At 62.3% G+C, this 20,529-nt stretch carries 18 protein-coding genes; 8 read left to right on the top strand and 10 right to left on the bottom strand.

The features are described 5' to 3' along the window. Positions 1-170: 170 nt before the first annotated feature. From HMPREF3158_RS12295 to HMPREF3158_RS12280, 4 genes are read left to right on the top strand one after another with little or no spacing between them, the layout of a single operon-like run. Positions 171-932 (top strand): LamB/YcsF family protein, encoded by a 762-nt coding sequence (locus tag HMPREF3158_RS12295; protein WP_062035723.1) that lies wholly within the window; start codon positions 171-173, stop codon positions 930-932. Further along, entirely contained in the window at positions 932-2,485 is a 1,554-nt protein-coding gene (locus HMPREF3158_RS12290) for a 5-oxoprolinase subunit B/C family protein (protein WP_070498733.1), read from the top strand. The genes HMPREF3158_RS12295 and HMPREF3158_RS12290 overlap by 1 nt, the downstream gene beginning before the upstream one ends. 9 nt (positions 2,486-2,494) lie before the next feature. Beyond that, on the top strand, positions 2,495-4,255 hold the full coding sequence (locus HMPREF3158_RS12285) for an acetyl/propionyl/methylcrotonyl-CoA carboxylase subunit alpha (RefSeq protein WP_062035725.1): 1,761 nt from the start codon (positions 2,495-2,497) through the stop codon (positions 4,253-4,255). An 18-nt stretch (positions 4,256-4,273) separates the two neighbouring features. Next, positions 4,274-4,888, top strand: coding sequence for a GntR family transcriptional regulator (locus tag HMPREF3158_RS12280; RefSeq protein WP_070498731.1), 615 nt, complete (start codon positions 4,274-4,276; stop codon positions 4,886-4,888). A 214-nt stretch (positions 4,889-5,102) separates the two neighbouring features. On the opposite strand, the gene HMPREF3158_RS12275 is transcribed toward HMPREF3158_RS12280, so the two are convergent. Further along, entirely contained in the window at positions 5,103-5,897 is a 795-nt protein-coding gene (locus tag HMPREF3158_RS12275) for a putative hydro-lyase (RefSeq protein WP_070498729.1), read from the bottom strand. A gap of 14 nt (positions 5,898-5,911) precedes the next feature. Further along, positions 5,912-7,075, bottom strand: a complete 1,164-nt coding sequence (locus HMPREF3158_RS12270) for an NRAMP family divalent metal transporter (RefSeq protein WP_141741058.1) — start codon at positions 7,073-7,075, stop codon at positions 5,912-5,914. 297 nt (positions 7,076-7,372) lie between these two features. Between HMPREF3158_RS12270 and HMPREF3158_RS12265 the strand changes: the two genes are divergently transcribed. Further along, complete coding sequence (locus HMPREF3158_RS12265) at positions 7,373-8,536, top strand: thiolase family protein (RefSeq protein WP_070498727.1); 1,164 nt, start codon at positions 7,373-7,375, stop codon at positions 8,534-8,536. Continuing rightward, positions 8,537-10,720 (top strand): 3-hydroxyacyl-CoA dehydrogenase/enoyl-CoA hydratase family protein, encoded by a 2,184-nt coding sequence (locus HMPREF3158_RS13320; protein WP_070498725.1) that lies wholly within the window; start codon positions 8,537-8,539, stop codon positions 10,718-10,720. Between the two features lie 121 nt (positions 10,721-10,841). On the opposite strand, the gene HMPREF3158_RS12255 is transcribed toward HMPREF3158_RS13320, so the two are convergent. Both HMPREF3158_RS12255 and HMPREF3158_RS12250 read right to left on the bottom strand, forming a co-directional pair. Beyond that, positions 10,842-11,792, bottom strand: a complete 951-nt coding sequence (locus tag HMPREF3158_RS12255; RefSeq protein WP_070498723.1) for a DUF559 domain-containing protein — start codon at positions 11,790-11,792, stop codon at positions 10,842-10,844. 384 nt (positions 11,793-12,176) lie between these two features. Beyond that, a complete protein-coding gene (locus HMPREF3158_RS12250) occupies positions 12,177-13,352 on the bottom strand; it encodes an acyl-CoA dehydrogenase family protein (RefSeq protein WP_070498721.1) in 1,176 nt (391 codons plus the stop codon). A gap of 94 nt (positions 13,353-13,446) precedes the next feature. On the opposite strand from HMPREF3158_RS12250, the gene HMPREF3158_RS12245 reads away from it, so the two are divergent. Next, positions 13,447-14,004, top strand: coding sequence for a TetR/AcrR family transcriptional regulator (locus HMPREF3158_RS12245; protein ID WP_070498720.1), 558 nt, complete (start codon positions 13,447-13,449; stop codon positions 14,002-14,004). Positions 14,005-14,007: 3 nt separating this feature from the next. Here the strand turns inward: HMPREF3158_RS12245 and HMPREF3158_RS12240 are convergent, their stop codons facing one another. Then, entirely contained in the window at positions 14,008-15,069 is a 1,062-nt protein-coding gene (locus HMPREF3158_RS12240; protein ID WP_070498718.1) for a hypothetical protein, read from the bottom strand. Next, entirely contained in the window at positions 15,062-15,571 is a 510-nt protein-coding gene (locus tag HMPREF3158_RS12235; RefSeq protein WP_256374600.1) for an RNA polymerase sigma factor, read from the bottom strand. The genes HMPREF3158_RS12240 and HMPREF3158_RS12235 overlap by 8 nt, the downstream gene beginning before the upstream one ends. 239 nt (positions 15,572-15,810) lie before the next feature. On the opposite strand from HMPREF3158_RS12235, the gene HMPREF3158_RS12230 reads away from it, so the two are divergent. Continuing rightward, positions 15,811-16,857, top strand: a complete 1,047-nt coding sequence (locus HMPREF3158_RS12230) for a ribonuclease HI (protein ID WP_070498716.1) — start codon at positions 15,811-15,813, stop codon at positions 16,855-16,857. 573 nt (positions 16,858-17,430) lie between these two features. Here the strand turns inward: HMPREF3158_RS12230 and HMPREF3158_RS12225 are convergent. From HMPREF3158_RS12225 to HMPREF3158_RS12210, 4 genes are all read right to left on the bottom strand, one after another. After that, positions 17,431-17,823: a hypothetical protein gene (locus tag HMPREF3158_RS12225; RefSeq protein WP_246816222.1), complete on the bottom strand. Its 393-nt coding sequence runs from the start codon at positions 17,821-17,823 to the stop codon at positions 17,431-17,433. A 102-nt stretch (positions 17,824-17,925) separates the two neighbouring features. Further along, positions 17,926-19,164: a galactokinase gene (galK, locus tag HMPREF3158_RS12220; protein ID WP_070498713.1), complete on the bottom strand. Its 1,239-nt coding sequence runs from the start codon at positions 19,162-19,164 to the stop codon at positions 17,926-17,928. Beyond that, positions 19,157-20,248, bottom strand: coding sequence for a galactose-1-phosphate uridylyltransferase (galT, locus tag HMPREF3158_RS12215; RefSeq protein ID WP_062035739.1), 1,092 nt, complete (start codon positions 20,246-20,248; stop codon positions 19,157-19,159). Before galT ends, galK begins: the two co-directional genes overlap by 8 nt. Beyond that, positions 20,248-20,529, bottom strand: a complete 282-nt coding sequence (locus tag HMPREF3158_RS12210; protein ID WP_062035740.1) for a hypothetical protein — start codon at positions 20,527-20,529, stop codon at positions 20,248-20,250. The genes galT and HMPREF3158_RS12210 overlap by 1 nt, the downstream gene beginning before the upstream one ends.

Below are 20,529 nucleotides of genomic sequence, written 5' to 3'. Positions count from 1 at the left end.
CGCCCTGGGGTGGAACTGCTAACAACGTAATGGGTAGTCACGCACATCGATACAGCGTGACTACCCCCGCTCTTGCTCAAAAATGGCGTCCTACTTCACAAAGTGGCGTGACGCACGATACACTGTCCGCCTATAGATTGTTGAACAATTTCAGAAGGGGATTTGAGTGTATGAGCCAGCTCTTTATTGATCTCAATGCCGACCTCGGCGAGACCACCGCAGGCAATCCAGTCGCAGACGACGCAGCGATGCTCAAGCTGGTCTCCTCTGCCAACGTCGCCACCGGCTTCCACGCGGGTGACCCACACTCCATCGCCGGCACCGTCCGCGCAGCTAAAGAAGCGGGCGTCGTCGTTGGTGCACACGTGGGCTACAACGACCCAGCCGCGTTCGGCCGTCGCTTCATCGACTACAACCCGGCTGAGTTGGCAGACGAAGTCACCTATCAAATCGGCGCGCTTGAGGCGCTGGCCCGCGCACACGGCACACGCGTTGCCTACGTCAAGCCGCACGGCGCGATGTACAACGCCATCGTTCACCACGAAGCCCAGGCCACGGCAGTCATCGACGGCATCAAAGCCTTTGGAGATATCCCGGTCATGCTACTGCCGGGTGGCGTGGCAGTCGAGGTCGCCGAGGCACGCGGCCTGACTGTAATCCGCGAGGCCTTCGCCGACCGCAACTACAACCCCGACGGCACCCTGGTCTCGCGCACACAGGACAATGCTGTGCTGCACTCGGCAGACGACGTCGTAAGGCGCGTTCTCGAGGTGGCAGAAACCGGCGCCATCACCGCCATCGACGGCAGCGTCCTTAGCGTGGATGCGCAGTCCGTTTGCACCCACGGTGACTCCCCTGGCGCCGTGGAGATGCTGCGCGGCGTGGTAGCCGAGCTGGATGCCCGTGGCATTGAGATCCGGAGCTTTATCTAATGCACATTCACCCCGTAGGAACCCGCGCGTTGCTCGTGGAGTTGGATGATCTTTCCCAGGTCATGACCTGGCACGAGGCACTTACTGCGCAGCCGCTGAAAGACCAAGTCGATGCGATTGCCGCAGCGACTACCCTATTGCTCACCTTTAATACTCCAAACTCGGCGCATGCCGCCGCCGAGCTCTTGGAGGATTTCCACCCTTCCGCACGCTCCGTGGAGGAGCCACGCTTGGTAGAGATCGACGTGCTTTACGACGGCGCGGATCTAGACGAAGCTGCCGACCTGCTCGGCATGTCCCGCGAGGGGCTTATCGACTGGCATACCTCGACCGAGTGGCTTGCTGCCTTCGGCGGCTTTGCCCCAGGCTTTACGTATTGCACCCCGGCAGATGCCTCCCGCGGCGTCGACATCCCGCGTCGCTCTACCCCGCGTACCGCGGTGCCAAATGGTGCGGTAGGCATCGCCGGTAACTTCTCCGCGGTCTACCCGCGCGTCTCCCCCGGCGGCTGGCAGCTGCTAGGCACCACCTCGACCCCGATGTGGGAATCGGATGCGCAGCCGCCGGCGCTGGTGCAGCCCGGCGACCGCGTGCGCTACCGTGCCGTCAGCTCCCTGCCGGACATCGTGTCCACCACCCCGTTTGGCCGCCGTACCCCGGCGCGCCTGCCACGTATGGAAGTCATCGACCCAGGCCTTGTCACCCTCTTCCAGGACCAAGGCCGCCCGGGTCGTGGCAACTTAGGCGTTACCCCTTCGGGCGCGGCTGACCAGGCAGCAGCGGCCACCGCCAACGTCGCGGTGGGCAACCCGCGCGGTGCGACGGTGCTGGAAAACATCGGCGGCATTCGCCTGCGTGCCCTAACTGATACCGTCATTTGCGTCACCGGCGCCCAGGCCCGCGTGGTCCTCGAGGAGATGCCGGTGCACCTCGCGCGCCCCGTGCTAGTTACCGCGGGTTCCACCGTGCGCGTTGAGCCCGCCACCTACGGCATGCGCTCGTACATCGCCATCCGCGGCGGCATCGTTGCCGATAGCGAGTTGAGCTCCGCGTCCACCGACGTGCTCTCCGGGCTGGGCCCGGCGCCGGTGCGCCTAGGCGACATCATCGGTGTGTTGCCGCGTTCTACCGCCATGACCGACGCGCAGCTAACGAACCCGCTGCGCGTGACCGAAGGGTCCCGTGGCCAGACCGAGGGCGTGCTGCGCTGTGTGCTGGGTCCGCGTGATGACTGGTTCACCAAGGAATCCCTCGAGAAATTCTTAAATACCGAATGGGAAGTTACTCCACAGTCCAACCGCGTCGGCCTGCGTCTTCGGGCCAGCGACGATGCGACCTTGTCACGGGCGCGCTCCGGCGAGCTTCCGAGTGAAGGAATGGTCGCCGGCTCCGTCCAGGTTCCGCCATCGGGTGAGCCGGTAGTCTTCCTGCGTGACCACGCCGTCACCGGCGGCTACCCCGTTATTGCCACCGTCCTCGAAGAGGACATTGATATCGCCGCACAGCTTCCACCGGGAGCCACGGTCCGCTTCGAACTCGCTACAACTATTTAAAGGTTAATCATGATTTCTGCAGTCCTTATTGCAAACCGCGGCGAAATCGCCGTCCGCATCGCTCGCGCCGCCCGCGATCTGGGTATTCGCTCCATCGCCATCTACTCCGAGGCAGACGCAGGCGCCCTACATACCCGCGTGGCCGACGAGGCCTACGCCCTGCCCGGCAACACCGCGGCCGATACCTATATGAATGTCCCGGCATTGCTGGACATTGCGGTTCGCGCCGGCGCTGATGCCATCCACCCGGGCTATGGCTTCCTTTCTGAAAACGCTGACTTTGCCCGCGCCGTCGCCAGTGCGGGCCTGACCTGGATCGGCCCAACCCCAGAATCCATCGAGCTGCTCGGTGACAAAATTGCGGCCCGCCGCGTGGCCGAGGAGGTCGGCGCTCCTCTGGCACCGGGCACCTCGGATCCGATTGATGACTGGCAGGAGGCCCGGGCCTTCGCCGAAAAGCACGGTCTACCGATTGCCATCAAAGCTGCATATGGTGGCGGTGGACGCGGCCTAAAGGTCGTGGAAAACTTGGAAGACATTGAGGCAGCTTTCAACTCTGCAGGCCGCGAGGCTAAGGAAGCCTTCGGCCGCGCAGAGTGCTACGTGGAGAAGTTCCTGACTCACCCACGCCACGTCGAGGCGCAAATCCTCGCCGATACCCACGGCAACGTCGCCGTGCTCGGCACCCGCGATTGCTCCACGCAGCGCCGCTTCCAGAAGCTCATCGAGGAAGCCCCTGCCCCAGCGCTTAGCGACGAACAGCGCAAGGGCATCCACGAAGGCGCACGCGCCATCTGTGCCAAGGTGGGGTATACCGGTGCCGGCACCGTGGAGTACATCGTTTCTGAGGACGGCACCATCTCCTTCCTCGAGGTCAACACCCGTGTGCAGGTTGAGCACCCGGTCACTGAGGTGGTCACCGGCGTCGACATCATTGCCGAGCAGTTCCGCATCGCAGCGGGTGAGCCACTTTCCATCTCGACAGATCCGGAATCCACCGGCCACGCTTTCGAATTCCGCATCAACGCCGAGGACATCCTGAACGGCTTTGCGCCATGCCCTGGCACCATCGTGCGCTTTGAGCCGCCGACGGGCCCTGGCATCCGCGTTGACGCCGGCGTGCGCTCCGGCTCCATCGTGCCGCCTTATTACGACTCACTGATTGCCAAGCTACTGGTGTGGGGCCCAACTCGTGAGATCGCCCTGGCTCGTGCAAAGCACGCGCTCGAGGAGTTCGATATCGAAGGCGTGCGCACCGTCCTGCCTTTCCACCGCGACATGGTCTCCTCCCAGGTCCTGGCCGATCACGGCGATGCTGAGACACGAGCCGGTATCTACACCGACTGGTTGGACCACAACTACCGCCCTTCTGCAGAGGCTACGAGCCACATCGCGCCGGTGGAAGCCATCTATGCCAAGCGCACCCAGGTGGCCATCGAAATCGACGGCAAGCTGGTTAGCGTTGGTCTGCCAGAGCGTCTGCTTTCCGGTGTGGCTGCCGGCGCTGCACCATCTGGCACGGCAGGCAACGCAGCATCTGCCGGTGAGGGCGGCAGCACGGAGGGTGCTGTCACCGCGCCTTACGACGCCAACCTCGTGGCCTGGAACGTCGCCGACGGCGACACCGTCGAAGAAGGCGATGACATCGCCACCATCGAGGCTATGAAGATGGAATCTGCTGTAAAGGCTCCATGCGGCGGCACGATCAAGCTGTTGGCCAAGGAAGGCGACCGCTTGGATCCGTCGAAGGTTATCGCGACTATCGACTAATGAATTAAGCTGTCTGGCATGCTTTCTCAGTCCGTGGCGTCGAAAATTCGCGATGGCATCTCGGCCGGCGAGTTCATGCCTGGCCAACAGCTCAGCGAGGTGAAAGCCGCTGAGCGCTTCTCTTGTTCCCGCAATACTCTCCGCGAGGCCTTCACCGAGCTCGCTGCGCAACGCCTCGTGGAGCGCATCCCTAACCGAGGCGTCTTCATTGCGACGCCGGATGCCGATTACGTGCGCGACCTGTTCATCGCGCGCGCCGCTATCGAGCCCTCCGGTGTGCTGTGGGGCGAATTCGCCGACCCAGCAGCGTTGATTGAGCTTGTCACTGCTGCTCGCGCCGCGCAGGAACGCGGTGAGGACCAAGGAGTATCCAACATCAACCAGCGTTTTCACCGCACACTGGTGGCGTCGCTTAATTCCCCGACGCTTAACGAGCAGATGAACAACCTACTCGCACGGATGCGGCTGAGCTTCTTGCTCGTCATCCCGCGTTACCCCACCTTGCATGCTGAGCACATTGAGGGAAACATTCGCTTGTCCCGACTCGTTGCCGACGGAAAACGCGAAAAAGCTGCCGCGCTCTTGCACGACAGCCTGCTGCGCACCTGCGAGAAGATGCTCGCGGTCATCTAGCCTGGGGTGGCTTGGCGGGGCGGCCTCCCTGCCCCCCCATTGCGGTTTGGTCCCATAGGTTGGGTCCCTTTGTGGGGTAAAGGGACCAGTAAGCCGAGTTTTCCGGCACCGGCCACTCGTAAAGAAACCCAACCAATGAAACCCAAGCAATGGGACCATCCACAGAGCCGGGCAAAGGAGAGCCAGGCAAAGGAACGGCAGCCGCAGACCGGGCTTAAGGCACCTGGTAGTCCACGTCACGCGCGTCGGTGACGAGCATTTTGCCGGGTTGGTGGGTAATCGCCAAGCGCGGCTTCGAGTTCATCACCACTGCTTGTGGTGTCACGCCGCATGCCCAGAACACCGGGATGTGCCCCTCTGGGATGTCCACGGCGTCGCCGAAGTCAGGCCGCGAAAGATCCTCAATGCCAATAGCCTCAGGGTTACCCACATGCACCGGCGCTCCGTGCACCGACGGGTAGCGCGAGGTAATGCGCACGGCGTCGGCAACCTGAGATGCGGGAATCGGCCGCATGGAGACCACCAGCGGTCCGCTGAAAATGCCTGCCGGCACAGTCGCGATGTTCGTGCGGTACATCGCGACGTTGCGCCCTTGCTCGATATGGGCCAGTGTGATGCCATTTTCCTGCAGTGCTGACTCAAAAGTGAACGAGCAGCCGATGAGGAACGCAACCATGTCCTCAGTCCAAAACTCGGTGGCGTCTTCCACGGAGTCGGTCAGCTCACCGTCGCGGAAGATGCGGTAGCCCGGAATGTCAGTGCGGATGTCGCCACCGGCGAGCAGCTCCGAGCTGTATTGGCCCGCCTCCAATACGCCCACAATCGGGCACGCCTTTGGATTACGCTGGGCAAACAGCAGGAAGTCGAATGCGTATTCCTGCGGCACGGCGAGCAGGTTCGCCTGCATGAAGCCGTCAGCGAAACCTGCCGTGGTCACCATCTGATTCTGCCGTGCATGCGCCCGTACGTTAGCGGGCTGCATCGAGGAAGGGTGCGCTGTGTAAGACATCGACTATGCCTCCCCTAAGCCCAAAGTTTCATGATTCCGGAGAAAGAGTAAAAACCGATGTAGAGCTCTAGGAGCAGGGCCAAGGTGCCCAGCACCAGCAACCAGGTGGGATACTTGGAATCGCCGAGGAGGTCGCGGCGTCGATAAGCAACCCACATCACCATCGCAAACGCGATAGGCAAAATGATGCCGTTGAATGCGCCGGCGAAAATAAGCAGCTTCTGCGGAGCGGAGTTTAGAAGCAGGAAAAGCAAGGTGCAAACCGCAATGAAACCAACGGTCAGGAAGTTACGGGTACGTGGGGCAACCTTCTGTGTGGTCACGAAGGAGATCGAGGTATAAGACGCACCGATGACCGAGGACAGGCCTGCTGCAAAGAGCACCACGCCGAAGGCACGCAGGCCGAACTCGCCGGCCGCCTGACGGAACGCATCTGCCGCGGTGTTGTCCTCAGACAGTGCTACGCCAGTACTGACGACGCCGAGAACCGCCAAGAAGAGCAGCACACGCATGATACCGGTGATGATGACGCCCATGACGGAGGTAGTGGTGATGTTCTTGATGTGCTCACTACCAGACATTCCACTGTCGATGAGGCGGTGTGCACCGGCGAAGGTGATGTAGCCGCCGACTGTGCCGCCGATCAGCGTGGTGATGACGAAGAAGTCAATCTCTTCTGGCATCACAGTGTTTTTGAGCGCCTCGCCTACTGGTGGCTGCGACACAATGGCAACGTAGAGCATGAGCAGAATCATGATGGCGCCGAGGGCAGCCACCAAGCGGTCAAGCGCGATGCCGGCGCGCTTGGACAGGAAGACGAAGACGGCAATCGCCGCTGCGATGACACCGCCGATTCGGGCATCGATGCCAAGCATCGCGTTAAGACCAAGCCCCGTACCGGCGATGTTGCCGATGTTGAAGACGATGCCGCCCAAGAATACGAGCACCGCAAGGAACCAGCCGAGGCCTGGCAGAACGGTGTTGCCCAGTTCGTTTGCACGCATGCCGGAGACGCACAAGACACGCCACACGTTGAGCTGAATCGCGATATCCACGACGATGCTCAACAAAATGGCGAAGGCGAAGGCCGCGCCCATCTGGACGGTAAAGACGGAGGTCTGGGTCAAGAAGCCTGGACCAATGGAGGAAGTGGCCATGAGGAACATGGCGCCGGCCATGGCACCAATACCCTTGGGCGGGTTTTTGACGGCTGCAGCTGTTTCAGCACTCACTAGGCTGTCCTTTCGTGACGCGGGTCGCATCGTTATGTGATGCGCATCATCTTAAGGCGTTGTTGAACAATTTGGAAAGAAAAACGGTCATTCACTCTAAATCTGCAGTTCACAGCCTTATGGACAGGTACCCCCTCTACCCCAGCCCGCCAACTATATTTCCGATACACCATTGCACAATCCAAAATTGTGACCTAGGATTCATTTTTAACTAATAATGATTCGTATCCTTAGGGGCTACACATGACCAAAAACGTCTATATCGCCAGCGCGGCACGCTTGCCCATCGGTAAATTCGGTGGCAGCCTCTCTCGTCTATCACTGACGGAACTCGGCACGCTCGCTTCCCGCGAAGCGATTGACCGTTCGCGAATTCCGGCCACAGACATCGATACGGCAGTGGCCTCCAACGTCCTGCCGGTAGTTCCGAGCGACCTTTACATCGGCCGCAAGGTAGCCCTCGGCGTCGGAATTCCGGACTCCTCAACCGCGCTCGGAGTCAACCGTTTGTGTGGCTCAGGTGTCCAGGCAATTATCTCCGCGGTCCAGCTTCTGCAATCTGGTGACGGCACCACCGCGCTAGTCGCCGGCGTCGAGTCCATGAGCCAGGCGCCCTATTCCGTCGAAGGCGCCCGCAGCGGCAAGAAGATGGGCGACGGCAAACTCTACGACTGGCTCACCGGCGCGCTGTCCTGTCCTTTCGGGACAGGCCACATGGGCGTAACGGCAGAAAATATCGCCCGTGACTACGGTATTAGCCGCGAGCGCCAGGACGAATTCGCCGCCGAATCGCAGAGCCGCGCCGCGGCGGCGCAAGCAGAAAACATCCAAGCCGAGGAACTGGTCCCCGTAGGCGACCTTGACTTTGATGAACATGTGAGGCAGACGAGCGTCGACAAGCTGGCGCGTCTCAAGCCGGCCTTTGCCAAGGATGGGACCGTAACCGCAGGCAATGCCTCCGGCATCAACGACGGTGCGGCAGCAGTGGTGCTCACAGGCCAAGAGGAGCTGGAGTCGCGGGCGCTGACGCCACTGGCGAAGATCGTCAGCTGGTCCATCGCCGGCGTCGACCCCACCCGCATGGGCTTAGGCCCCATCGCCGCTGTGCCAAAAGCCCTGAAAAAGGCCGGCCTAAAGCTGGACGATATCGACCTCATCGAGTCCAACGAAGCCTTTGCTGCCCAGGCCATCGCGGTGCAGGACGAGCTTGGTTTCGACCTGGCTAAGACGAACATCTACGGCGGCGCCGTCGCCCACGGCCACCCGGTTGGCGCCACCGGCGTCATACTTGTCACCCGCTTGGCTTATGCACTGCGCCGCCTGAACAAGCGATATGGCCTGGTCACCATGTGTATCGGCGGCGGGCAAGGCATCACGCTGATCATAGAGAACGAAGGAGCGAAGTAAATGTCAATCACCAAGGTTGCCGTCATCGGCGCGGGTTCCATGGGCTCGGGCATCGCGGCGCTGTGTGCGTCGGCGGGCCTCGACGTCGTCCTGCTCGATCAAAACGCCGAGTCCGCGCAGAAGGGCGTCGATATACAGTTGAAGCGCCGCGGCTTTTATCTCCCCCAAGACGCCGAACGCGTGCGCGCTTCAGCCGACTATGCGTTGTTAGAAGACCGCGATTGGATCATCGAGGCCATCTTCGAGGACCTGGGATCCAAACACTCCTTATACCAAGCCATCGAGCCACATCTGAAGCCTTCAGCGATTCTCAGCTCGAATACCTCCACCCTCCCGCTCGCTCACCTCAAGGACGGCGTTCCGGTCGCACGCCAGGAGCGCTTCGCCATCACTCACTTTTTCAATCCGCCCAAGGTCATGCGCTTAGTCGAGCTCATCGCTTCCGGCGAGACCGAGGCCACGCTGCGCTCGACTATCGAACAAACCCTGGGCAAGATTGCGCTCGAGTGCCGCGATACCCCGGGTTTTATTGCCAACCGTGTGGGTTGCTATTGGATGGCAGCCGGCGTTGCCCGTGCACGCGAGTTCGGCGTGAGCTACGAGCTTGCCGACGCCTCCTTCGGCCGCGCCTTCGGCATCCCCCGCACCGGCATCTTCGGGCTACTCGACTACATCGGCCTGCAGTTGGTGGGGCCTATCTGGAACTCATTAGAAACCGCGCTGCCTGCCGACGACCCGATGTTGAAGGTTCCGCTCGGCGAGGATGCTTTCATCGCGGGTCTGGTCGAGCGCGGTTTGACCGGGCGCACTGGCGAAGGCGGCTTCTACCGCGGGCGCAACGAAGTCATCAACGACTCGTTTGAATACGTCCCGCGCGCTCAGCCCGACGATCCAGCTATCGGTCTCAAGGACCCGCGCGAGGTCATGGAGACCGACAGCCCGGGCGGCCGCTTTGCTCGCGCGGTTTTCCTCGATACGCTGCGCTATTGCTGCGAGGTAGCACCGAAAATCGCCGCGCACGTCGGGCTCATCGACGAAGGTCTCATTCTCGGCTTTGGTTGGAAGAAGGGTATCTTCGCGCTTGCCGACGCCATCGGCATCGAGTGGGTTGCCTCCGCCTACGGTGACGACGTGCCGGCGTTGGTAGACGCGGCAGCCAAGGCCGGTGGATTCTTTGCTGACGGTCAGGCGCTTAGCGCTGACGGCAAGCTGCAGCCACTGCCTGCCCGCGAGGGCGTCGAGAGTCTGCGTTCGCTGGCGCTGGAGACCGTAGTGTCGTTGCCCGCCGGCGCGGTGCATGCTTTAGAAACCGAAGCGGGACGAATCGGCATCGTGGATTTCCATACCCCAATGAACTCCTTGCCGACCACCGCTCTTGAGGTCATTCGTGCTGCGGTTTCTGCGGTAGACGAACACGGCTTGCAAGCGCTGGTCGTGGGCAACGATGCGCCGGTGTTCTGCGCGGGCGCGGACTTGGCGTCGATTGCTGCAGCGGGCGAGTCGGGCTCGGCGGAGCGCGTTGAGGAGCTCATTGCGGACGGCTCAAACACGCTGCGCCAGCTGAAGTTCACGCCGGTTCCCGTGGTCGCAGCGGTACGCGGTGTCGCCCTGGGCGGCGGCTTAGAACTGGCACTTTCCTGCGACCGAATCGTAGCCCACGCTGATAGCCAGCTGGCTTTCCCAGAGCTCAATGTGGGTCTCTATCCGGGCTGGTCGGGCACGATTTCCGCACTGGAGCGTCTCCGCACAGCTGGCGTGGCGGACTACCACCAGAAAGCCTTCGACTTCATCACCTCGACCAAGCCCTTCCCCAACGCTTTCGTGGCCAAGGAACAGGGCTTCCTCGCGGCAGACGACGTCGTATTGATGTCCCCTGACCACGTCCTGGCGCGTGCCATCGCGGAGACGGAGTCGCTCATTGAGGGCTACGCCCCGCCTGCCGATGACGCGATTGACCTTTACTCCGGCCCTGCCCTCGACCGCGAGTGGCCCCTGGAGAATGCCACTGAAAACGACCACGTCATCGCAGCAAAGTTGGCGCAGATGTACACCGGTGAGGGCTCGCTGAGCTTTAACCAGTTCGCCGAACGTGAGGTGGAGTTCGACGTGCCGCTGGTGTTACTGCCCGCGAACGTCGAGCGCGCCAAGCACATGGCGGCGACGCGTAAGCCGCTGCACAACTAGCCCGCGGACCTGTCCCCCACCGGTCGGGCCGCTGGTCAGCCGGGGCCCGTCCCAACCATTCTTTCGGATTGGTCCCATAGGTTGGGTCCCTTTACGGGGTAAAGGGACCACCTAGCGGGTTTTAGCCGGCCTTCTTACTCGTAAAGGGACCAGTAGACTGGGACCATCCTCGCTGTTGGGCAGCTTCCAGCGCCTGGCGCACCTCCCGCACGACACGGGCTCTCTCCGTGAGTAGCTCCCGTGGGCTGTATCGCAGCACGATGAAGCCACGGTTCTGAATCAGCTTCTCGCGTCGTCGCTCCTCCACGATTGTTTGCTCGGCACTCTTGCCAAACGACGAGCCGTCGTATTTGACGGCACCGTCGATCTCGATCACGACGGCGTCGTCAATGCATGTGTCTGCGCGGAAGTTCGGCGGAATGAAGTACTGCGCAACCACCTTCTCTCCCAGCTTCTCCGCGATGGCGATGCCTCGAAAGTAGGACTCGAAAGGCGATTCCGAATGCGCGATGGCGTGCTCAATCGCCTTCCGCGCCTGCGGGGCACCGTGCACGCGCCCCATGGCGGTCAGCGTGCGGCGCAGCTCCTCCTTCGTGGTGAGTTCCTTCGCGAGCGCCGAATCCATGGCAACGAGTCCCTCTTCGAAGGAATGGTGCCTTGCGATGTCGATGCACGCTCGTGCCACAGTTGTACAACGGGTGCCGAGCTGCTCGGAAACCATGTTGTCTGGCAGGTGCGTCTTGCGGTAATCGTAATCGGCTGGAATCTTCGTCTTGACTGGCAGCGATTTGGACTGCCTGGCCATTTCAATCTTTTCGTCGAAAGGCGGGAGGACCCAAAGGCCCCATAGCCTGGCTGCTGATTTTCCTATCATGATGGCTTTGTGCACGCTTTTGCCCGCGGCAATCACTTTGAGGCGCTGGCGTTCGTAAGTGGGTAATTGCTCGAAGTAATCCCGCGGGGTTGCGACCCAGGGCGCTATTCGCAGAAGCTCGCCATTGGCTATTTGCTCCCACACCTGATGATCGTTGGACAGTGGACGTAAGTGAATGAGTCGTTGTGTTTGAGTCATACAACAATGTTTGCCAAGCGCGTGCGCCCGTGTCTAGAGTCAATTTTTTACCTGTGGATAACTCTGTGTTTGCGCAGCTAGGAGGAAGTATTTCCTAGGGGGAGTTGGCGCTTTCGAGGCTGTCGGCCGGCTAGCGCCTCAGCGGCTGTCCTCTCGCTGGCGAATGGGCGGTTTCAGCTGCCGCGGTTTGGTCGCCCTCTAGTGGTCCCATTGGTTGGGTAGTTTTACGAGAACCGACTCCCGCGCAATGGCTCCTAAGGGTTTCTTTACCCCCTAATGAAACCCAACCAATGGGACCAAACCCGGTAAGGGGGTGGAGCGAGCGCCAAGTAAGGTGCGAGAGCGCTAGGCGGCACGCGCGCCAAGCGGGGCGCGGGCAGGCTGCTACTTGTAGGCCGAGAAGCCAGTGATTACCTTGCCCATGATCAGCGATTGAACAGTGTCGGTCCCCTCGTAGGTGTGCATGGCCTCGATGTCGGCAAAGTGGCGCGCGATGTCGTTTTCTAGCAGGATGCCCACGCCGCCGAGCATGTCGCGGGCGTCGGAAGCAATGCGTCGCGCAGCGCGGGTGTTGTGCAGCTTCGCCGCGGAAGCCTGCGGCGGGGTGAGCGTGCCGGCCTCCTCGCGGGCGGCAACCTCGCGGCAGGTCAGCATCATCTGGTTGAGGTCCAGCACCATGTTGGCCAAGCGCTGCTGGATAATCTGCGCTTTTGCCAGCTCACGGCCGAACTGGACGCGCTCCATGACGTAGTTGCGCGCGGTTTCATAGCAAGCCACGGCCGAGCCCAACGCCATCCACGAGACGCCGATGCGCGTTGCCGTCAGCACGCGGGAGACGTCCTTGAACGTTTGGCAGCCGGGCAACCGGTTGGAGGCAGGAATACGGCAATCCTCCAAGACGATGTGTGCCTGGTGGATAGCGCGCAGTGACAGTTTGCCGGTAATCACCGTGGCCGAGTAGCCCGGCGCGTCCTGCGGAACGATGAAGCCACCCACGTTTCCGTCCTCCATACGGGCGTAAATCACGGTCACGCCACCGGAAGCACCGTTGCCGATCCACTTCTTTTCGCCGTTGAGAACCCAGGAATCGCCGTCGCGGACCGCGGTGGTCTCCAGCGCAATGGAGTCAGAACCGTGCAGCGGTTCCGTCAGACCAAACGCGCCGAGCAGCGAACACGACGCCATCGCCGGCAGGTAGCGGGAGCGCTGCTCCTCTGAGCCAAGCATCGCGATGGAGCGCATAGCCAGGCCGGCCTGCACAGCAACAACGGTGCCCATCGAGGCGTCGGCACGCGTGACCTCCATGAGCGCCAAACCCGCGCCGAGTGAGGTCATGGACTCGTGGTCAGGAACGTCAAGGCCGTCCGTCATGAGGTCGAGCTCGCCTAAGCGGCGCACAAGTTCGAGGGGGTATTCGCTTTTCTCCCAATGCCCATTGATAACCGGCAGGCAATCCTCACGAAACGAGCGAGCACGTGCCCAGACCTCGGCATCTTGGGCGCTGATGCCGTCGAACACGCCGAGGAAGTCAGTTGTAGAATCAAAGAGATTATTGAACATTACAGGCCTCCGATGCGAATCACTATTAGTCCGCTATTGTGATACACACCTCACCGCCTGTCAAGAGAACGTACCCAGCGAAAGGCACACCACCATGGCTAACCAGAAGCGCCGCGACCAAATCGCCACCGCCGCCCTCGACCTCTTTGACCAGCGCGGCTACCACGGCACCGGCATGGAAGACATCGCGAAGGCAGTGGGCATGCGGGCATCGAGCCTCTACAACCACTACAAGTCCAAGCAAGAGCTGCTCGCCGAGGTCACCGTCTCCGCCATGGAGGAACTCCTACGTGCCAACGCCGCGGCGCTCGCCGGGGTCACGGGGCCCGAGGAAAAAATCCTCGCCACGATGCGCGCACACGTCATCTTCCATGCCACCCACGCCAAGCGCGTCCGCGTGGTCAACAACGATCTCAACAACCTCGAAGAACCCCACAAGTCCGTGGTCCTGCAGCTGCGCCGCGACTATGTGGCGCGTTGGATGAACGTCGTCGACGAGGGCAGCTTCCAAGCCGAGAACCTCAAGATTGCCTGCTGGGCGCTCATCGACATGGGCATCGGCGTGGCCACGTGGTTTAGCCCCGATGGCCCGTACACCGCCGAGGAGCTCGGTGACATGTACGGGCAGTTCGCGCTCCGCCAGCTGACCTAGCCGCTACGCGCAGCCAATCTCCTCGGCCTCTTCGTGGTCCGGGTAGATGACACGGATGCGCGAGTACACCTTGGCGTTGTAGCCACACGCTTCACGTTTGTCGACGACCACCCGCACCGGCGTCTGCTTAAACTTGCCCTCCGAGCAGAAGGGGTCGCAGTCGTTTTCCACGGCCGTGCCCTCAGCCGTGGCCTCATCGGCACCCCAGTTGGACCACCTAAGGTCATTGACCAGGTAGTTGTTATCACCGCAGGCCAGCGAAATGCTGTCGGGGCCTTCCAGTCCGGTGACGGACACGCAGCCCAAGATGGCCGTGGCCTCCACGGTGGTGGTCACATTGGGGCCGACCAGACCGACCACGCGGACCAGCTGGCCGGTTGCCGGAAGGATGGAGAAGCTGACGTGGTCAGCGTCGCGAATGACGCTGATGAGGCCGTCCTCCCCCACGCCGTTGTGGGAGCCCTGCGAGGCCGAAGCCAGGTCGTTGCCGTCGGTGGCGGCCAGAATGTCGTAAACAATCTTCTGCTGCTCGCTGCTCAAACCTGGCTGCAGCAGCAGCTGCAGCGCGCCGAGGGCGCGGTTGGGGAAACGATCCGCAAGAGCTTCCAGCCCAGCGCGGTCGGTGGCCGCCATAAGGTCTTCTGCGGGGATGGCCGGCTGCGGGTCGAACCCCGGCAGCTCGCCTTGGGAGGAGATGTTCACGGTGCCGTCGACGCCCACCGAGTACTCGGTCGTGGCAGTAGACGAGCCATCGGTGTCCACGCGCTTGAGGTACTCCTTTGAGGTCACGCCTTTGTCCGCGGCGTCGGGCTGCGCGGCGGCAGCCGCGCCCGCGTGCGTGAGCACCTCCGCCACGGCGACCGGCTCGCTGCGGTTCACAAACGGGATGACCCCGCCGACCAGAGCTAGGACACCGATGCCCGCGGCCACGGCCTTCCACGGCGGGCGTGACCCCGAATCGACGATGCCGCTGAGGACCGCCTCGGAGCGGGTAAGGGCGGCGTCGTCAAGCGCAGCGTCTGGCACCGGATTTGCGGCGCGCAATTGGGAAAGCGGATCAGTCATCGTAGCCTCCGGTGAGCTCGGAAAGGTGGGTGCGGGCGCGGTGCAGGCGCACGCGGACGTTGTTAGGGGTGATGCCGAGGACCTCGGCGATCTCGGCCTGCGTGAGCTCCTCCCAGGCGAAGAGAGTGAGGATCTCGCGCTCGGCATAAGGAAGCTGCAGCAGGGCGCGGTTGATGTCGAGGGACAAGTCAACGGCGGCGGATTCGTCGGAAAGGGCGCCGTCGAAGTCGTCGAGGTTTTCGAACTCTCGGCGCGAGCGATAGAACTCGCGCATCACGTTGCGGGCGATGCCATAGAGCCATGGCAGCGGGTTCTCCCCTGTCAGGGTGTCGAAGTTGGCCCAGGCGCGCGCGAAGACGTCGGCAGCCAGCTCCTCAGCGTACTCCTGCGGCACGCGACGCCGTAAGAACGCCAAGACGGCAGGATAATGCGCGCGAAAATGCCGGGAGAACTCCCGCTTTCGCGCGCCGGGCAAGGTTAAGACGGACAAATAAAACTCCACGAGCCTGCTGGAACATACTTCACATAGAGTATGTTGCAGCAGGCTCGGAATTATTACAGACTAGTGCGCGACTTTTTCTTTAACCGGAATCAGCACTGTCTTGACCAGAGAGGCGGCCATGCCTGCAGCGTCGACGTCGGTCTGCTGACTCGCGAGGATCAGCATTAGCAGGCCGACCGCTAGCGCCGGGTTGAGTCCGAGCAGCTTGGTGTCGGGCGCAGATGGTTTACTAGTAGACGATGGAACCGCTCGAACTCAGCGCGCTCACCGGCACGCAGTCCCGTACGTATGGCACCCGGAAGATCACCGACTCTATGGTGAACGCACCGGTCCATGTGGCGATCGCACTGTGGGACGAGCGCTGGGACTCGGCGCCGGGCGGCACTGTTGATGGCTGGGTCATCGCAGTAAACACCAGGCAGACGCGCTTCATACGCAAGGGCCAGACCAAGAGCGGCGACGTGGTGGAGATTGCCATCCGCGAATTCGAGAAGGCCACGAAGAACCTGAAGGGCCGAGTCTGGATTGTCACGGGGCGCCGGCAAAATGCGCTGCGGTCGGCGCTGGAACAGCGCGGTTATACGGTGACGGGTAGCTTTGCGGAGGAAAATAGGGCGTCGAAAAGCGCGAGCTCTGTGCGCCGCAAAGAAGCGGGCCTGACCGCGCGTAAGGCCAAGAAGTTGGGCGAGGCGCCGCGGAAGAAAGAGTCCACGCAGGTAGAGACCCCGAAGGCACATTGGTGGCCAAACTTCTCGCAGGCGTCATCATGGCCGGAGGGCGCCACGGTGCGCATTGCTACCGACGCCTCCTCCGACACCGTGTTCAAGGGCTCCATGTGCTTCGTGGCGGGCAATGGCGACTACCGGCTACGCACCCGCGAGACTAAGGCGGGTACTGACGAGCTCGAGCTGGAATCGCTGACCCTGGCGCTGAAGTACCTGCTCAAGGTGGGTGCAAAGAAGGCGATTATTGAAAGCGACTCGGTCGCGGCGCTCGAAGCAGTGGAGCAGTTGCGCAATAAGCAGTCGAAGGCGGTGCGCTCGCGGCGGACGTGGCGCGGCGTGACGTCAGGTGCGCGGTCGCGTTTCCAGCAGGCCTGGAACGACGTCGAGGGCGAATGCGAGGTGGAAATCCGCCGCGTGCTTGGCCATGCGGGCGATCCGCTCAACCGCGCGGCGGACCAGATTGCGTACATGGGGCTGCGTGCGATTGCGCATCCGATGAAGCAGTCGCGGGCCACGCTGCAGGAGGGCATCACCAAGGCGCTGGCCAAGCTTCAGGCTTAGCCGCCAAAAGATGATCAGGCAGGCAAACGCCACCGCCCACAGCCAACGGCGTTCGTACAGCTTATCGCGATAGATGACGGACATTAACAGGCACCACGCCGACGGGATAATAAAGAAGAGACTGGTTCCTGGGGCCGCGCTAAAGCCAGTAAATCCGATTAAAAGGAAAACGCTGACAGGCCAGCTTTCCACCAAGAAAATGGGTAAAACTTGCCATCCGCCTCTGTTGACTCTGGCTCGTTAGCTTCGGTTTGAGCTGGTACGGCTTCGCTTGGCTCGTCTACTGGCGCTGGTTGGAAAGACTGCGTTTGCGGGGCTGTTTTCGACGCTTTCGTGTTGGTCCCCCTCTACGGGTTTCCCTCTAATGGTCCCTTTACGAGAAGCGTTGGCGACGAATACGGCCCATTGGGTTTCATTACCCCCTAAAGAAACCCAACCAATGGGAGCCAACCAATGGGACCAGTCTGGGACGTGCGGAAACCTCAGAAGGCGAGGGTCAGAGTGAAGGCCAGAGCGGAAGCCAGGCCGCGCGGGGCCGCGGAGGTCAGAGCGGAGGCCAGGCCGCGCGGGGCGCTAGTGACCGCCGTTTCCGCCGGACGCGAAGGTGAAGGTATCGGTCTCACCGGAATCGCAGGTCACGGTGTAGGTGTGGTAGCCGTCGGCAGGACCGGGGCCGATGTTGTCCGGCGCGGTTACGTAGCCCACCAGTTGGCCAAGGTCAGCTGCCGGCGACATCACCGTCGTCGCACCCCACGACGTGGTCAGGTTCGCGCGAGTGCCCGGGCAGTTTGCCGCGATAAGCAGCTCCTGGCCCGGCCCCAGCTGACCGTCAACAGTACTGGTCAGCTGGGTGCCAGCGGTGGTCTTCGCATCCTCGCTGAACGGGTTGAAGTCGGTAGCAGCTGCAGCGCCACCACCAGCCAAAATAGCGCAAGCGGCGGTAGCAGCAACGAGGGTCTTTTTCATGATGACTCCTTAACTAGGAAGTTGATGTTCACCTAGTTAGTTGCACTACCGCCGCGTTTATTACAGGCGACCAGAAAGGTTTTCCAGCCGCCAGTAGGAGGCTTAACCGGCGATTCGGCGCGCGCCGTCGCCAGGGCTGGCCACAAGGAAGGTCGGCGCCGGGAAGCCGCGCTCAGCCGCGGCGGCAGCGATTGTCTCCGCCGTCGACTCCACATCGGCACGCTTGACCAGCGCAATCACCGCGCCACCGAAGCCGCCCCCAGTCATACGCGCGCCCACCTCACCGGCCGCCGCGAACGCGCAGTCCAGCTCAGGGGTCGTCACCTCATACTGGTCACGCAGCGAGACATGACTATCGCGCATGAGCTCCCGGAAACGGTCAAGGTTGCCGGCCTCCAAGTCGGAGGCAGCTTCCAAGGTGCGGGCGGTCTCCTCCACGACGTGGGCGACGCGGCGCTTAACGACGCCCTCATCCTCCCCCGCTTCCCTTGCCCACCGGGTGGCGGCCGCAACGGCATCGGGAATATCGCGGATAGTTCCGCCGCGGGCCCCAGAGCCCGCCAATGCAGACTGAACCGCGTCGATGACGCCACGGCGGGAGGCATACTGGCCGTCGTTCAAAGAGTGAGGGGCGTTGGTGTCCGCAATCAGCAGCACCATGTCGCGGTCCGCGATGTTAAACGGCACGCGGCGCACCTCACCCGTGGAGAAGTCCAAGACGAGTGCCTTGCCCTTTTGCCCAAACAGGCTGGCGTTTTGGTCCAAGCCACCCGTCGAGGCGCCCACGACTTCGTTCTCCGCGCGCATGCAGGCGAGAACTAGGCGGGTGCGGGCGGCGTCGTCAGGCGCGTGCCCTGTCGAAAGCTCGTAGGCCGCCACCGCCACCGAGCACTCCAACGCCGCGGAGCTGGAGAGGCCGGAGCCTACCGGAACGTCAGAGACAATCGCGATGTCGAGGCCCTCGCAGGAGGCGATGACGCCGTCCTCGAGGCTCGCCCACACGGCGCCGGCGACGTAGCCAGCCCAGGCGTCCGGGGTGCCGTTGGCCCAACCCGGGCCAACCTCATCCAGAAAAACGTCCACGCGGCGGACTTGGCCGCCAAACTCCGAGGCGATGCGCACGAGCCCATCCGAACGCGGAGCCACGGCCACGGCCGTGTTCTGCTCCAGCGCGAAAGGAATCGAGGCGCCACCTGCGTAGTCGACGTGCTCGCCGATGAGGTTTACTCGGCCCGGCGCGGCCCACACGCCAGCCGGGGCAACGTCAAAGGTGGAGCGAAACAGTTGAGTGGCGGCGTCGGCAAGCGCGGCGTCGGAGCGAGTGGAAATCCAGTTAAGCATCCCAGACCTCCTTGAACCGGTCGGCGATGCGCTCCGGGGTCGTGTCATTGATCCACACTGCCTGCGCGGACTCCGAGCCGGCAAGGTACTTCATGCGGTTCGGTGAGCGCATCAGCGAAAACAGCTGCAGGTGCATGCGCACGTCCCCGCGCAGCGTGGGGTCGGTCGGCGCGAGGTTCCAACCAGCGATGTACGGGGTCTTCTCCACGCCGTCGAAGAAACGGTCCACAGCGGTATACAACTTCTTGAGCAAGGCGGCGAGGTCGTCGCGCTGCGCGCTGGAAAGCTCAGTGAAATCCGCCGCGTACTCGTTGGGCATGACCATCGCCTCGAGCGGCCACTTAGCGGCCGCGGGGACGAACACGGTGAAGTGCTCGGTCTCCGCGATGATGCGGGTGCCCGCTGCGCGCTCCTTGTCCAGGATGTCCTGGAAGAGATCGCCCTCGTAAGCCTGGGAGCTGGCCACGATAGCCTTCATGCGCGGCGAGAGGAACGGGTAGGAATAGATCTGGCCGTGCGGGTGCTGCAGCGTCACGCCGATTTCGGCGCCGCGGTTTTCAAACGGGAAGACCTGGGCCACCTCAGGCAGCGCAGACAGCGCAGAGGTGCGGTGTGCCCACGCCTCGATCACGGTACGGATGCGGCTGACCGGGAGATCCTTGAAGCTGGATTCCGGATCAGAGGTAAAGCAGACCACCTCGCAGCGCGCCTTGGCAGGCTTGCGCGGGACCAGACCCATCTCGTCTACGTCTTCCTCGTAATCCTCCATGCCCATGGCAAAAGACGGGAAGCGGTTTTCGAAGACAACGACGTCATAAGAAGGCGAGGGAATCTCCGTGGGCAGCTGGCCCGGCAGTGTTGGCGCCAGCGGGTTTTCATTAGCTGGCGGCATGAACGTGCGGTTCATGCGGTGAGCGGCAAAAGCCACCCAGTCCCCGGTCAGCGGGTCGCGGCGCATCTCTGAGGCCGGCGTAACCTGCGGCAGATCGCGGCTGTCTTCTAGGACGCGATCGGTGTGTGGGGTGTCGTCGAAGTAGATGATTTCGCGGCCGTCGGCAAGCGCGGCCTTGGTGATCTCTACCATTACTTGGCCTCCGCCAGCTTCGATTCGTCGATCTTGGAAGGGTCAACGATGATGGGGCGCAGCTTAGCCCACAGCATGAAACCTGCTGCTACGACTGCCATGACGACGCCCGCCCAGAGGTTGTCGGAAGATTCCTTCGCCATACCGGTTTCCGGGTTTACACCCGGGTCGAGGGCAAAGGAGCAGATGATAAGCACGATGCCGTAGAGGCCAAGCAGGGCACCGATAACGTTGCGAAGATCGAAAGCGCCTGCGTGCTGAGGAGAAGTCTTTTGAGTCAT

The organism is Corynebacterium sp. HMSC06G04, from assembly GCF_001807365.1.
Classification (GTDB): Bacteria; Actinomycetota; Actinomycetes; order Mycobacteriales; family Mycobacteriaceae; genus Corynebacterium; species Corynebacterium simulans.
Note: the sequence above shows the minus strand (reverse complement) of the source record. Positions and strands in the feature narration are given on the sequence as shown.